The sequence below is a fragment of the Pseudorhodoferax soli genome (genome assembly GCF_003337555.1).
GTDB classification, from domain to species: Bacteria; Pseudomonadota; Gammaproteobacteria; order Burkholderiales; family Burkholderiaceae_C; genus Pseudorhodoferax; species Pseudorhodoferax soli.
The window spans coordinates 1258590-1272291 of the sequence record NZ_QPJK01000001.1 but is presented as its reverse complement, the minus strand read 5'-3'; the positions used below and the strand labels follow the sequence as shown (position 1 = coordinate 1272291).

The window sequence follows — 13702 nt, the reverse complement described above, 5'->3', positions numbered from 1 at the left end:
CTGATGTATGAAGCCTATTACGGCTTGAGCGGCAAACCGTTCCAGCTCAACCCCGACCCCACCTTCTACTTCGCCAGCAAGCAGCACCGGCGGGCCAAGGCCTACCTGGACTACGGCGTGCTGCGCAACGAGGGCTTCATCGTCATCACCGGCGAGATCGGTGCCGGCAAGACCACCATCGTGCGTGGCCTGCTGGACAGCCTCGACCCGAGCAAGGTCGTCGCCGGCAACGTGGTCAGCACCCAGCTGGAGGCCGAAGACACCTTGCGCATGGTGGCCGCGGCGTTCGGCGTGCGCACCAAGGATGCGAGCAAGGCCGACCTGCTGATGGCTCTGGAGGCCTTCCTGGTGGGCCAGACCGTGCAGGGCAAGCGCTGCCTGCTGATCGTGGACGAGGCGCAGAACCTGACGCAGTCCGCGGTGGAGGAGTTGCGCATGCTGTCCAACTTCCAGTTCGGCAACCAGGCGCTGCTACAGAGTTTCCTGGTCGGCCAGCCGGAGTTCCGCGACATCCTGCAGCATCCGCAGATGCAGCAGCTGCGCCAGCGCGTGATTGCTGCTTGCCACATCGGCCCGCTCGACCAGGAAGAGACGCAGGGCTACGTCGAGCACCGGCTCAAATGCGCCGGCGGCACGGGGCGGCCGCAGTTCGAGCCAGAGGCCTTCGTCGAAATCTTCGGCGCCAGCGGCGGCATTCCCCGGCGCATCAATGCGATCTGTGACCGGCTGCTCCTGCTGGGCTTCCTGAACGAAAAAGACACATTGACCGCCGAAGATGTGACTTCTGTTGCGCAAGAGATTCGCGAGGAGTCGGGGCTGACCCAGTTGGGCGTCGCACCAGCGCAGCGGAGTTGGTCGACCGCCCCGGCCGGCGATGAGATCGTTGGTGGCCTGCAGTTCGATCCGGAGGCCCTGGACGGCATGGAGGCGCATATTTCCGGCCTGGACAAGGAGCAGCAGGGCGATCGCCTGCAGCGCCTGGAACGCAGCTTGCTCCGCCTGGAGCGGATCAACCTGGAGGTGCTTGCGATGCTGAAAAAACTCGTCGTTGCTGCGCGCCGCGGGGCAGAGGACAAGACACCATGACCGCCGCAACATCGATCACCAATGCACTGACCATCGACGTGGAGGACTATTTCCAGGTCTCCGCGTTCGCTCCCTACATCCGCCGCGACGAGTGGGAGACGCGCGAGTGCCGCGTCGAGCGCAACGTCAACCGCATCCTGGACATGCTGTCCGGCCATGGCGCCAAGGCGACCTTCTTCACGCTGGGCTGGATCGCGGAGCGCTATCCACAGCTGGTGCGCCGCATCGTCGCCGAAGGCCATGAGTTGGCAAGCCACGGTTACGGCCATGAGCGCGCCAGCGACCAGAGCGAGCCGGACTTCCTGGCCGACATCCAGCGCGCCAAGCAGATCCTGGAAGACCTGGGCGGTGTGGCGGTGCAGGGCTACCGTGCGCCGAGCTTCTCGATCGGTACGCGCAACCTGTGGGCCTTCGATTGCTTGCAGGCCGCCGGGTACCAGTACAGCTCCAGCATCTACCCGATCCAGCACGACCACTACGGCATGCCCGACGCTCCGCGCTTTGCCCATCCCGTGCGTGATGGCCTGCTGGAGATCCCGGTCACCACGCTGCGCATGCTGCAACGCAACCTGCCATCCAGCGGCGGCGGCTATTTCCGCCTGCTGCCCTACGGGCTGTCGCGCTGGATGTTGCGCCGCGTGAACGCGCAGGACCGCGAGGCCGCGATCTTTTACTTCCACCCTTGGGAGATCGACCCGGAGCAGCCGCGCGTGGCCGGCATCGATGCCAAAGCGCGCTTTCGCCACTATGTGAACATCGACCGCATGGAAGCGCGGCTGGACCGGCTGATGGGTGACTTCAAGTGGGGCCGCATGGACGAGATATTCCTGCGTCCTGCGGCCACGCCAGCCTGACCGTTCCCATGCTGACCATCAAACGATTGCAGCCCGGCGATGCCGAGGCGTCTCGCCGCTGGGATGCCTTCGTGCACCAGTGCCCCGAAGCCAGCTTTTTCCACCGTGCCGGCTGGCAGACGCTGCTGCGCGAGGTCTTTCGGCACGACAGCCATTTCCTGTACGCCGAAGACGGCGGCGCGATCCTGGGCGTGCTACCGCTCGGCCACGTCAAAAGCCGCCTGTTTGGCAACGCGTTGGTCAGTCTGCCTTTTGGCGTCTACGGCGGCGTGGCGACCAGCGATCCTGCCGCCGCGCAGTTGCTGGAGCAAGAGGCGCAGGGCCTGGCGCGCCGGCTCGATGTCGACCATCTGGAGATGCGCAACGTGCAGCGCCGGCATGCCGACTGGCCGCTGCAGGACCTGTACGTCACATTCCGCAAGAGCATCGTCGCCGACGACGAGGCCAACATGCTGGCCATCCCCCGCAAGCAGCGCGCCATGGTGCGCAAGGGCATCAAGAACGGCCTGCAGAGCAGCATCGATCCCACTGTGGACCGCTTCTTTGCGCTCTACGCCGACAACGTGCACCGCCATGGCACGCCGGCCATGTCCAAGCGCTACTTCCAGGCGCTGCTGACGACCTTTGGCAAGGACTGCGAGGTGCTGACCGTCACCTCGCCCGAAGGCCGGCCACTGAGCAGCGTGCTGAGCTTCTACTTCCGCGACGAGGTGCTGCCTTATTACGCCGGCGACGACGAGGCCGCGCGCGACCTGGCTGGCAACGACTTCAAGTACTGGGAGCTGATGCGCCATGCCGCGGCACGCGGTGCGCGCGTGTTCGACTACGGCCGCAGCAAGCAAGGCACGGGCTCCTTTGCGTTCAAGAAAAACTGGGGCTTCGAACCGCTGCCGCTGCACTACGAATACCAGCTCTACAAGCGCGATGCGGTGCCGCAAAACAACCCGTCCAACGCCAAATACCAGTTCGTGATCCGCACCTGGCGCCGCCTGCCGCGCGCGCTGGTCAACTTCGTCGGCCCGCACATCGTGCGCAACCTGGGCTGAGACCCCCGATGGCCACGCTGCTGTACCTGGTGCACCGCATGCCCTACCCGCCCAACAAGGGCGACAAGGTGCGTTCGTACCATTTGCTGCGGCATCTGCAGCGCACGCACCGTGTGCTGCTGGGCACCTTCATCGACGATCCGCAGGACGAAGTCCACCTGCCCGCGCTGCGCGCGATCTGTCCCGAGCTGCATGTGGTGCCGCTGCGGCCCAGGCGGGCCAAGCTCCGCAGCCTGTCCGGGCTGCTGCGCGGCGAGGCGCTCACGCTGGCCTACTACCGCGATGCGGCCCTGGCGCGCTGGGTGCGCGAAACGCTGGCGACCGAGACTGTCGACGCCACCGTGGTGTTCTCCTCCGCGATGGCGCAGTACGCTCCGGCCGATCTGCCGATGCTGGTGGATTTCGTCGACCTGGATTCAGCCAAGTGGACCCAGTACGCCGCGGCACGCCCCTGGCCGCTGTCCTGGCTGTACAGGCGCGAGGGCGAACGCCTGCTGGCATTCGAGCGTGCCGTGGCGCAGCGCGCGCGGCGCTCCTTCTTCGTCACCCCGCAGGAGACCGAGCTGTTCCGCAGCCAGGCGCAGGGCAGCGGCGAGAACGTCGAGCCGCTGTGCAACGGTGTGGACGCGCAGTTTTTCTCCCCCGACCCGCAGCGCGCCTCGCCCTATGCGGTCGATGAACTGCCGCTGGTGTTCACCGGTGCCATGGACTACTGGCCCAACATCGACGCGGTCAACTGGTTCTGCGCCGACATGCTGCCCGCACTGCGCCAGCGCTGGCCGCGCCTGCGCTTCTACATCGTCGGCCGCAATCCCGCGCCGGCGGTGACCGCGCTGGCCTCCGAGGCCGTGACCGTGACCGGCACCGTGGACGACGTGCGCCCCTACCTGCAGCACGCAGCGCTGGTGGTGGCGCCGCTGCGCGTGGCGCGCGGCATCCAGAACAAGATCCTCGAGGCCATGGCGATGGCCAAGGCCGTGGTGGCGAGCGCTGAGTGCGCCCAGGCCATCGGCGCGCGCGATGGCGTCGAGATGTTCCCGGTCGCCGACGCCGACGCCTTCGTTGCGCAGGTCGAGACCCTGTTGGCCGACGCGCAGCAGGCCGCTTCGGCAGGCGTGGCGGCACGCGCCAAAGTGTTGGCCAGCTTCAGCTGGGACGCGCACCTTTCCGGCATCGACCGGCACCTTCCCATCGCATCGGCCCCGACGGCCGCACCGGCACTGATACCGACATGAGCGCCAGCATGGCCCCTTCTTCTTCCGCGCCGGGTCTGCCTGCGCATTGGCGCCGGCCCCTGGCGCTGCTGGTCTTGACGCTGGTGGCCTTGTTGCTGCTGTACCGCGAGACGGCCACTGCCATGGTCGCCATCTGGCTGCGATCGGACACCTATGCCCACGGCCTGCTCGTGCCCCCGATCGTGCTGTGGCTGGTGTGGCGGCAACGGCACCGACTGGCCGGCCTCGTGCCCGAGCCCAGTCCCATGGCCGTCGTGTTGATGCTGGGCGCGGCATTGCTGTGGTTGCTGGGCGACCTGGTGGCCGTCAATGCTGCGACACAGCTGGCACTGACCATGCTCGTGGTGCTGGCCGTGCCCGCGGTGCTGGGTTGGCAAGTGGCCCTGGCCTTGCTGTTCCCCCTGGGCTTCATGTTCTTCGCCGTGCCCATCGGCGACTTCATGATGCCGCGGCTGATGGAGTGGACGGCCGATTTCACCGTGCTGGCTCTGCGCGTGAGCGGCATCCCGGTGTACCGCGAAGGCCAGCAGTTCGTCATCCCCTCGGGCCACTGGTCCGTGGTCGAGGCCTGCAGCGGCATCCGCTACCTGATCGCGTCGGTCACCGTCGGCGCGCTGTTCGCCTACCTGAACTACCGCTCGGCGCGCCGGCGTGCGCTGTTCGTGCTGGTGTCCATCCTGGTGCCCATCGTGGCGAACTGGCTGCGCGCCTACATCATCGTGATGCTTGGCCACTACTCGGGCAACACCATCGCCACGGGCGTCGATCACCTGATCTACGGCTGGATGTTCTTCGGCATCGTCATCATGCTGATGTTCGCGATCGGCGCACGCTGGTCCGAACCGTCGCCCGACATGACGCTGCCGCTGACAGCCACCGGCGGCGCGTCCGGCCGTTTCCGTCCGGCCGTGCTGCTGGCATTGGCGCTGGTGGTCTTGGCGCCCCACGGTGTCGTCTGGGGGCTGGCGCACGCGCAGAACCAAACGCCGCCGCAGTTGGCCCTGCAGGGCAGCCTGCAAGACGGTTGGCAGATGGCCGAGCGGCCGTCGCCCGACTGGAAGCCCGCCTTCCAGAATCCTTCGGCCGAGCTGTTCCAGGGGGCTGTGAAGGGCGACCAGCCGGTCGGCTTGTACATCGGCTACTACCGCAGCCAGAATGCCGAGCGCAAGCTGGTGTCGTCCTCGAACCAACTGGTCACCTACTCGGACAAGGACTGGGCGGAGGTCGGCGCTGGCACCGCCAGTGCGCCCTGGCCCGGTGGCGCCGTGCCGGTGCGGCAGGCCGAGCTGCGGGCCTCGCTCGTCGGCAGCGCGGGCGCGGTGCGCCTGCTGGCCTGGCAGGTCTATTGGGTCAACGGCCGCCTGGTCACCAGCGATGTGTTGGCCAAGGTCCATGGCGCACTCTCGCGGCTGCTCGGGCGCGGCGACGATTCCGCCGTGGTCGTGGTGTACACGCCGATCGGGGAGTCTGCCGCCCGGGCGCAGCAAACCCTGGCGGCATTCGTCCAGGCCAACGGGCAGGCCATCGAAGCCAGCCTGCAGCAGACGCGGCAGCGCTGAGGCAAGGAGCAGCAGCATGTGCGGAATCTCGGGCCTGTTCGACCTGCGCGGCAAACGTGCGTTTTCCCCCGCATTGATGTCGGCCATCAACGACATCCAGGCCCACCGGGGCCCGGACGAGGCTGACCTGCATTTGGAGCCGGGGCTGGCCATGGGCCACCGCCGGCTCTCGGTGATCGATCTGGCGACCGGCATCCAGCCGCAGTTCAACGAAGACGGTTCGGTCGTCATCGTCTTCAATGGCGAGATCTACAACTACCGCGAGCTGACCACCGAGCTCAAGGCGCTGGGCCATGTCTTCAAGACACGCAGCGACACCGAGGTCATCGTGCACGCTTGGGAGGCCTGGGGCGAGGACTGCCTGCACCGGCTGCGCGGCATGTTCGCTTTCGGACTGTGGGACCGCAACCAGCAGGTGCTATTCCTCGCGCGCGACCGCATGGGCGTCAAGCCCATGCACTACGCGCTGCTGCCCGACGGCAGCTTCGTGTTCGGCTCCGAACTGAAGGTGATCACCGCCCATCCAGCGTTCGCCCGCAAAATCGATCCGCTCGCCGTCGAAGAGTACTTTGCGGTGGGCTACGTGGCCGATCCGCGCTGCATCTACGAGGGGGCGTTCAAGCTGCCGCCCGGCCACAAGCTGCTGCTGCGCCGCGGCATGGAGCGCATTCCCGCGCCGCAGGCCTACTGGGACGTGCGCTTCACGCTGGACAACCCGATCAGCCTGCAGGACGCACAGGCCGAGCTGCTGCAGCGCATCGACGAGTCGGTTCGGCTGCGCCTGGTGTCGGACGTGCCCCTGGGCGCCTTCCTGTCCGGCGGCGTGGATTCCAGCGCCGTGGTGGCGTCCATGGCCCAGGTGGACGGCAGCCGAATCAAGACCTGCGCCATCGGGTTCGACGATCCGCGCTTCAACGAATCGCAGTTCGCCCAGATGGTGGCCGACCGCTACCGGACGGACCACAGCCTGGACATCGTCGGCAGCGACGACTTCGACCTGATCGACACGTTGGCCTGGCTTTACGACGAGCCTTTCGCAGACAGTTCTGCCGTGCCAACCTACCGGGTGTGCCAGATGGCGCGCAAGCACGTCACGGTGGCGCTGTCCGGCGATGGCGGTGACGAAAGCTTCGGTGGCTACCGGCGTTACCGCCTGCACCTGGCCGAAGAAAAGGCCCGGCGCGCACTGCCGCTGGGCCTGCGCCGGCCCGTGTTCGGCGCGTTGGGGAAGATCTATCCCAAGGCCGACTGGGCCCCGCGCGTGCTGCGTGCCAAGACCACCTTCCAGGCGCTGGCCTTCGATTCGGCCCAGGCCTACCTGCACAGCGTGTCGGTGCTGCGTGCGGACGAGCGCGAGCGCCTGTACTCGGCCGGCTTCAAGCGCCAGCTGGGCGGTTACAGCGCGCTGGACATGTTCCGCACGCACGCCGAACGTGCCGGCACCGACGACCCGCTGGCCCTGGTCCAGTACCTGGACTACAAGACCTGGCTGGTCGGTGACATCAACACCAAGGTCGACCGCGCCGGCATGGCACATTCGCTGGAGGTGCGCGAGCCGCTCATGGACCACCAGCTGATCGAGTGGCTGGCGACGCTGCCCAGCGCGCTGAAGATCCAGGGGCAGGAAGGCAAGTACCTGCTCAAGAAGGCGTTCGAGCCGCGCCTGCCGGCCGATGTGCTCTACCGGCCCAAGATGGGCTTCTCGGTGCCGCTGGCGAGCTGGCTGCGCGGCCCATTGGCCGAGCGCACGCGCGAGGCGCTGCTGGGTCCGCGCATGGCGGACGCGGGCTATTTCGACCCCGACCAGCTGCGCAGCATGGTGCGCCAGCACCAGAGCGGCCAGCGCGACTTCTCGGCACCGCTGTGGACGCTGCTGATGTTCGAGGCCTTTCTGCGGCAACAAGAGCGGCCTCCTATGGCCGAGCAGGCCGCTGCGATCGGGGTGGCAGCTTGAGCACTCCCCCGTCCGCGGTCGCCGAGCAGGCGCCGCTGCGCATCCTGCTGTTTTCCAGCCTATTTCCCAGCACGGCACGCCCGATCCATGGAATCTTCGTCGAGACGCGCCTGCGCGAACTGCTCAAGACCGGTGCGGTAGAGGCCCGTGTGGTCGCGCCCGTTCCCTGGTTTCCGTTGCAGGGCCAGCGCTTCGGCGAGTACGCGAAGTTCGCGGCGACGCCACGCATTGAGCAGCGCAACGGGCTGGAAGTACACCACCCGCGCTATGTGCTGCTTCCCAAGGTCGGCATGAGCACTGCGCCGTTCGCCATGGCGCTGGGCGCGTTGAAGACCATCCGCCGCCTGCAGCGCGAAGGCTTCGGCTTCGACCTGATCGACGCGCACTACTACTACCCCGACGGCGTCGCGGCCAGCCTGCTGGCGCGCTGGCTGGGCAAGCCCTTCGTCGTCACGGCCCGCGGAACCGACCTGAACCTCATCCCTGACTACGCCGTGCCGCGCCGCCTGATCCAGTCGACGGAGCGGGCAGCCAGCGCGTCTATCGGCGTTTGCCAGGCCTTGATGGACCGTCTGCAGGAACTCGGCGGTGATGCACGCAAGTTGCACACCCTGCGCAACGGCGTGGACCTGCAGCGTTTCGTACCCGAGCCGCGCGCCGCCGCGCGCGCGCGCCTGCAACTGCCGGCCGAGGGGCGCATGCTGCTGTGCGTCGGCCACCTGATCGAACGCAAGGGGCAGTACCTGGCCATCGACGCCCTGCCGGCGCTGCCGGCCGATGTGCGTCTGGTGCTGGCCGGCGAGGGCCCGGACCGGGCGGCGCTGCTGCGGCAGGCCGAGCGCCTGGGCGTGCGTGAGCGCGTGCACTTTGCCGGTGTGGTGCCGCAGACCGAACTCAAGTGGTGGTACAGCGCCGCGGACGCCTTGGCCCTGTGCTCCAGCCGCGAAGGCTGGGCCAACGTGCTGCTGGAGGCCATGGCCTGCGGCACGCCCGTGATTGCCACCGACATCTGGGGCACGCCCGAGGTCGTCAGCCAACCAGCCGCTGGCGTGTTGATGCCCGAGCGCAGTGGCGCTGGCCTGGTCGCAGCCTGGAACCGCCTGTTCACCCAGCTGCCGGACCGTGCCGACACGCGCCGCCATGCGGAGACCTTCTCCTGGGACGCGACCACCCAGGGACAACTGCAGTTGTTTCGGCAAATTCTGGCCGCGCAAAGGGTGGAGGCCCATGCCGGCTGAACGCGCACCGCTGCACATCGTGCATTTCGTCTACCGCTTCGGTATCGGGGGGCTGGAGAACGTGATCGTGCAGTTGATCAACCGCCTGCCCGCAGAGCGCTACCGCCATACCGTGGTGTCGCTGACCACCATCGATGACTTCCGCCAGCGCGTGGAGCGGCCGGACGTGGAGTTCATCGCGCTGGATAAGCCGGTCGGTCATGCGATCCCGCTCTACCGGCGCATCCACTCGCTGCTGCGCCAACTGCGGCCGCAGGTGCTGCACACATGCAATCTGGCGGCGCTGGAGATCGTGCCGCTGGGCTGGCTGGCGCGCGTGCCCTTGCGTGTGCATGCCGAGCATGGCTGGGACGCATACGACCCCAACGGCCGGAGCGTTCGCTACCAGCGGCTGCGGCGTGGTTACCGCCCGTTCGTGTCCCACTACGTCAGCGTGTCGCGGGACCTGGACGATTACTTGGCGCTCGCCATTGGCGTGCCGGAAAGGCGCCGCTCACTGATCGCCAACGGCGTGGACACGGAGCGTTTCGCGCCGGCGGGGGCCCCGGCGCCGGCTGTAGCAGGCTGTCCGTTCGAACCTGGGAGGCATTGGCTGATCGGCACTGTCGGCCGGCTCCAAACCGTCAAGAATCAGCCGGCCCTGGCCCGTGCTTTCGTGGCATTGCTGCAGGCGCGTCCGGACCTTGCCGACCGTGCCCGCCTGGTGTTTGTCGGTGACGGGCCGCTGGCTGCCGAGATCAATGCGATCCTGTCCCGTGCCGGCCTGAGTGAACTGGCTTGGCTGGCCGGCGCCCGCAGCGACGTGCCCGACGTCCTGCGCATGCTGGATTGCTTCGTGCTGCCTTCGCTCATCGAAGGCACGTCGTGCACGCTTCAGGAAGCCATGGCGTGTGGCCTGCCCATCGTCGCCACCGCAGTCGGTGGCAACCCCGATGTCGTGGCGGATGGTCAAACCGGCACCCTGGTGCCCTCCGAGGACGATGCGGCCATGGCCGAGGCCCTGGCCGCCTATGCCGACGATGCCGAACGGGCGCAGCGCCACGGGCAGGCGGCGCGCAACCAGGCGCGGGCGTGCTACGGCCTGTTGGCCATGGTGCAGCGTTACGACACCTTGTTCTCGGGCGCTGCTGCCTGAGTTTTCTCCATGCGCATCCTGCACATCTTCGACCACTCACTGCCGCTGCACAGCGGCTACACCTTCCGCTCGGCAGCGCTGCTGCGCGAGCAACGCGCGCTGGGCTGGGACACTTTCCACCTGACGTCGCCCAAGCAGGAGGGTGATGTGCACGCCGTGGAGGAGTCCGAGGGCTTTTCGTTCTTTCGCACGCCGCCGCAGCCTTCGGTCCTGGACCGCTTCCCGGTGGCCCGCGAATGGGCGCTGATGCACCAACTCGAGACGCGCATCGACGAGGTGGCCCAGGAAGTCCGGCCCGACCTGATCCATGCCCATTCGCCCGTGCTCAACGTGCTGCCGGCGCTCAGGGTGGGGCGGCGGCGCGGCATACCGGTCACCTACGAGATCCGCGCCTTCTGGGAAGATGCTTCCGTCGACCACGGCACCACGCGCGAGGGCAGCCTGCGCTACCGGCTCACGCGTGCGCTGGAAACCCGCGCCGTGCGCCAGGCCGACCATGTTTTCACGATTTGCGAAGGGCTGCGCGCCGACATCGTGGCGCGTGGCATTCCCAGCGCCAAGGTCGGCGTGGTACCCAATGCCGTGGACGTGGAGTCGTTCCAGCTCTCCAGCCCGCCGGACGCGGCGCTGCAGCAACGCCTGGGCCTTGTGCCGGGGGCGCCGGTGGTCGGCTTCATCGGATCGTTCTATGCCTACGAGGGGCTGGACCTGCTGGTCGCTGCCATGCCGCGGCTGCTCGACAAGGAGCCCGCGCTGCGCATGCTGCTCGTGGGAGGCGGACCGCAAGACGATAATTTGCGCGCCCAGGCCGCGCAGCTGGGTCTGGCAGACCGCATCCTGTTCACGGGGCGGGTTCCGCACAAGGACGTCAGCCGCTACTACGACCTCATCGATGTGCTGGCGTATCCGCGGCATTCCATGCGCTTGACCGAACTCGTGACGCCGCTCAAGCCGCTAGAGGCCATGGCGCAGGGGCGACTGTTCGTCGCCTCCGACGTCGGCGGGCACAAGGAGTTGGTGGAGCATGGCCGCACCGGCATGCTGTTCAAGGCCGATGATGCGCAGGCGCTGGCGGCGGCCGTGTTGGGCCTGCTGCAACAGCGCGAGCGCTGGCCCGCGTTCAGGGCGGAGGGGCGCCGCCATGTCGAACAGGTGCGCAACTGGCGCAACAGCGTTGCCAACTACAGAGAGCCGTTCGAGCGGCTCACACGGAAGGGTGGTCGATGAAGGTCTTGATCGTGTTCGGAACCCGCCCGGAGGCCATCAAGATGGCACCCGTGGTCAAGGGCTTCCAAGCTGCTGCCGACCGGCTGGAGACCGTCGTCTGCGTGACCGCCCAGCACCGAGAGATGCTCGATCAGGTGCTGCGGCTGTTCGAAATCGTGCCGCAGCACGACCTGAACGTCATGAAGCCCAACCAGGACCTATACGACGTGACAGGCAACATCCTGGCCGGTCTGAAGAGCGTGCTGGCGGCCGAGAAGCCCGACCTCGTGCTCGTGCACGGGGACACCACCACCACGCTGGCGACGAGCCTGGCCGCCTACTACGCCCGTGCTGCGGTCGGCCATGTGGAGGCGGGCTTGCGCACAGGCAACAAGTACGCGCCCTTCCCGGAGGAGGTCAACCGCAAGGTGACGGGGGCGGTGGCCGACCTGCACTTCGCCCCGACCGCCATGTCGCGCGACAACCTGCTGCGCGAGGGCGTGGCGCCCGCGAACATCGTCGTGACAGGCAACACGGTCGTGGACGCATTGCTGACCGTGGTGGACAAGCTGCGCACCGACGCGCCTCTCAAGCAGCAGATGCATGAACGCTTCAGCTTCCTCGACCCCTCGCGCCGGCTGATCCTGGTGACCGGCCACCGCCGCGAGAACTTTGGCGAAGGCTTCGAGAACATCTGCCACGCGCTGGCCGACATCGCGGCCGGCCAACCAGACGTGGAAGTCCTCTACCCGGTGCACATGAACCCCAATGTGCGCAAGCCGGTCCAGGAGATCCTGGCCACGCGTGGCCTGTCCAACGTGCACCTGATCGAGCCGGTCGACTACCTGCCCTTCGTGCACCTGATGGACCGTGCCTACCTCATCATCACCGACTCCGGTGGGGTGCAGGAGGAAGCGCCTTCGCTGGGCAAGCCGGTCCTCGTCATGCGCGACATCACCGAGCGACCGGAAGCCGTGCAGGCCGGAACTGTGCGACTGGTGGGCACCTCGCGCGAGGCCATCGTGCGCGAGACCCTGCACCTTTTGAACGATGCCGAGGCCTACACACGCATGTCGCGGGCCCACAATCCCTACGGCGACGGCCAGGCCGTCGGCCGCATCCTTGAAGCTGTCCTGTCCTGGAAAGAGAGCCGCTGATGGCCCACGTACTGCAAAAGATCATCGTCATGGGCCTGGGTTACATCGGCCTGCCCACCGCCTCCATGCTGGCCACCAAGGGCCACAGCGTACTGGGCGTGGACGTCAACAAGGGCGCCGTAGATACCATCAACTCCGGCCGCATCCACATCATCGAACCCGACCTGGACGTGCTGGTGCGTTCGGCCGTCAACAGCGGCAACCTCAAGGCCTCGCTGACGCCGGAAGAGGGCGACACCTTCATCATCGCCGTCCCCACGCCGTTCAAGGAGGAAGGCGGCAATCCCAAGGCGCCGGACCTCTCGTACGTGGAAGCCGCGACCAAGGCCATCACGCCCTTCCTGCGCGAAGGCAACCTCGTGATCCTCGAGTCCACCTCGCCGGTGGGCACGACCGAGTTCATCGAGAAGACCATTGTCGAGGCGCGTCCCGAACTGCAGGGCAAGGTGCACGCCGCGCACTGCCCCGAGCGCGTGCTGCCGGGCCACATCCTGCGCGAGCTGGTCGACAACGACCGCATCATCGGTGGCACCAGCAAGGCGGCCGTGGCCAAGGCCCGCGAGCTCTACAAGACGTTCTGCAACGGTGCCATTCTAGAAACCGACAGCCGCACGGCCGAGTTGTCCAAGCTCGTCGAGAACTCGTTCCGTGACGTGAACATCGCTTTCGCCAATGAACTCTCGCTGGTGTGCGATCACCTGGGCGTGAACGTCTGGGAGACCATCGCGCTGGCCAATCGCCACCCGCGCGTGAACATCCTGCAGCCGGGCCCCGGTGTAGGCGGCCATTGCATCGCAGTCGACCCCTGGTTCATCGTGTCCAGCGCGCCTGTGCAGTCGCGCCTGATCAAGACCGCGCGCGAGGTCAACGACGCCAAGCCGCAGTGGGTCATCGAACGCGTGAAGGCCAAGGCCGAGCGTTTCAAGTCGCCCGTGATCGGCTGCCTGGGATTGACCTTCAAGGCCAACATCGACGACCTGCGCGAGTCGCCCTCGCTGGACATCGTGCGCGACCTGATCGCAGAGAACGTGGGCCAGGTGCTGGCGTGCGACCCGAATGTCGCGGCCGACAAGATCGACATTCCGCTGCACGACCTCAAGCACGTGATGAAGAACGCTGACATCCTGCTGCTGCTGGTCGATCACGAGGAGTTCAAGGCCATCGACAGGGAGGCGATCAAGGACAAGATCGTGATCGATACACGCGGGATCTGGCGCTGAGGGACGGAGAGT

General features: G+C 67.1%; 11 protein-coding genes. All 11 read left to right on the top strand.

All coding sequences use genetic code 11. From position 1 onward, the window contains the following. Positions 1 to 3 precede the first annotated feature (3 nt). From DES41_RS05800 to wecC, 11 genes are read left to right on the top strand one after another with little or no spacing between them, the layout of a single operon-like run. Entirely contained in the window at positions 4 to 1086 is a 1083-nt protein-coding gene (locus DES41_RS05800; protein ID WP_114466609.1) for an XrtA/PEP-CTERM system-associated ATPase, read from the top strand. Next, positions 1083 to 1940, top strand: a complete 858-nt coding sequence (locus DES41_RS05795) for an XrtA system polysaccharide deacetylase (protein ID WP_114466608.1) — start codon at positions 1083 to 1085, stop codon at positions 1938 to 1940. The genes DES41_RS05800 and DES41_RS05795 overlap by 4 nt, the downstream gene beginning before the upstream one ends. 8 nt (positions 1941 to 1948) lie before the next feature. After that, positions 1949 to 2986: a FemAB family XrtA/PEP-CTERM system-associated protein gene (locus tag DES41_RS05790; protein ID WP_114466607.1), complete on the top strand. Its 1038-nt coding sequence runs from the start codon at positions 1949 to 1951 to the stop codon at positions 2984 to 2986. Positions 2987 to 2994: 8 nt separating this feature from the next. After that, a complete protein-coding gene (locus DES41_RS05785; protein WP_114466606.1) occupies positions 2995 to 4221 on the top strand; it encodes a TIGR03087 family PEP-CTERM/XrtA system glycosyltransferase in 1227 nt (408 codons plus the stop codon). Positions 4222 to 4229: 8 nt separating this feature from the next. Continuing rightward, positions 4230 to 5780 (top strand): exosortase A, encoded by a 1551-nt coding sequence (gene xrtA, locus DES41_RS05780; RefSeq protein WP_245965573.1) that lies wholly within the window; start codon positions 4230 to 4232, stop codon positions 5778 to 5780. Between the two features lie 16 nt (positions 5781 to 5796). After that, on the top strand, positions 5797 to 7734 hold the full coding sequence (locus tag DES41_RS05775) for an XrtA/PEP-CTERM system amidotransferase (protein ID WP_114466604.1): 1938 nt from the start codon (positions 5797 to 5799) through the stop codon (positions 7732 to 7734). 35 nt (positions 7735 to 7769) lie between these two features. Beyond that, positions 7770 to 8972, top strand: coding sequence for a glycosyltransferase family 4 protein (locus tag DES41_RS05770; RefSeq protein WP_114466858.1), 1203 nt, complete (start codon positions 7770 to 7772; stop codon positions 8970 to 8972). Continuing rightward, a complete protein-coding gene (locus DES41_RS05765; protein ID WP_114466603.1) occupies positions 8962 to 10107 on the top strand; it encodes a TIGR03088 family PEP-CTERM/XrtA system glycosyltransferase in 1146 nt (381 codons plus the stop codon). The genes DES41_RS05770 and DES41_RS05765 overlap by 11 nt, the downstream gene beginning before the upstream one ends. A gap of 9 nt (positions 10108 to 10116) precedes the next feature. Beyond that, positions 10117 to 11334: a TIGR04063 family PEP-CTERM/XrtA system glycosyltransferase gene (locus DES41_RS05760; protein WP_114466602.1), complete on the top strand. Its 1218-nt coding sequence runs from the start codon at positions 10117 to 10119 to the stop codon at positions 11332 to 11334. Next, positions 11331 to 12470 carry a non-hydrolyzing UDP-N-acetylglucosamine 2-epimerase gene (gene wecB, locus DES41_RS05755; RefSeq protein WP_114466601.1) on the top strand — a complete coding sequence of 380 codons (1140 nt, stop codon included), beginning with the start codon at positions 11331 to 11333 and terminating at the stop codon, positions 12468 to 12470. The genes DES41_RS05760 and wecB overlap by 4 nt, the downstream gene beginning before the upstream one ends. Next, positions 12470 to 13690: a UDP-N-acetyl-D-mannosamine dehydrogenase gene (gene wecC, locus DES41_RS05750; protein WP_114466600.1), complete on the top strand. Its 1221-nt coding sequence runs from the start codon at positions 12470 to 12472 to the stop codon at positions 13688 to 13690. Before wecB ends, wecC begins: the two co-directional genes overlap by 1 nt. The last annotated feature ends 12 nt before the right edge of the window (positions 13691 to 13702 follow it).

Excerpts from the sequence above, each read along its gene's own strand:
- DES41_RS05800 (WP_114466609.1), top strand. The coding sequence starts at position 4 with ATGTATGAAGCCTATTACGGCTTGAGCGGCAAACCGTTCCAGCTCAAC.
- DES41_RS05795 (WP_114466608.1), top strand. The coding sequence starts at position 1,083 with ATGACCGCCGCAACATCGATCACCAATGCACTGACCATCGACGTGGAG.
- DES41_RS05790 (WP_114466607.1), top strand. The coding sequence starts at position 1,949 with ATGCTGACCATCAAACGATTGCAGCCCGGCGATGCCGAGGCGTCTCGC.
- DES41_RS05785 (WP_114466606.1), top strand. The coding sequence starts at position 2,995 with ATGGCCACGCTGCTGTACCTGGTGCACCGCATGCCCTACCCGCCCAAC.
- xrtA (WP_245965573.1), top strand. The coding sequence starts at position 4,230 with ATGGCCCCTTCTTCTTCCGCGCCGGGTCTGCCTGCGCATTGGCGCCGG.
- DES41_RS05775 (WP_114466604.1), top strand. The coding sequence starts at position 5,797 with ATGTGCGGAATCTCGGGCCTGTTCGACCTGCGCGGCAAACGTGCGTTT.
- DES41_RS05765 (WP_114466603.1), top strand. The coding sequence starts at position 8,962 with ATGCCGGCTGAACGCGCACCGCTGCACATCGTGCATTTCGTCTACCGC.
- DES41_RS05760 (WP_114466602.1), top strand. The coding sequence starts at position 10,117 with ATGCGCATCCTGCACATCTTCGACCACTCACTGCCGCTGCACAGCGGC.
- wecB (WP_114466601.1), top strand. The coding sequence starts at position 11,331 with ATGAAGGTCTTGATCGTGTTCGGAACCCGCCCGGAGGCCATCAAGATG.
- wecC (WP_114466600.1), top strand. The coding sequence starts at position 12,470 with ATGGCCCACGTACTGCAAAAGATCATCGTCATGGGCCTGGGTTACATC.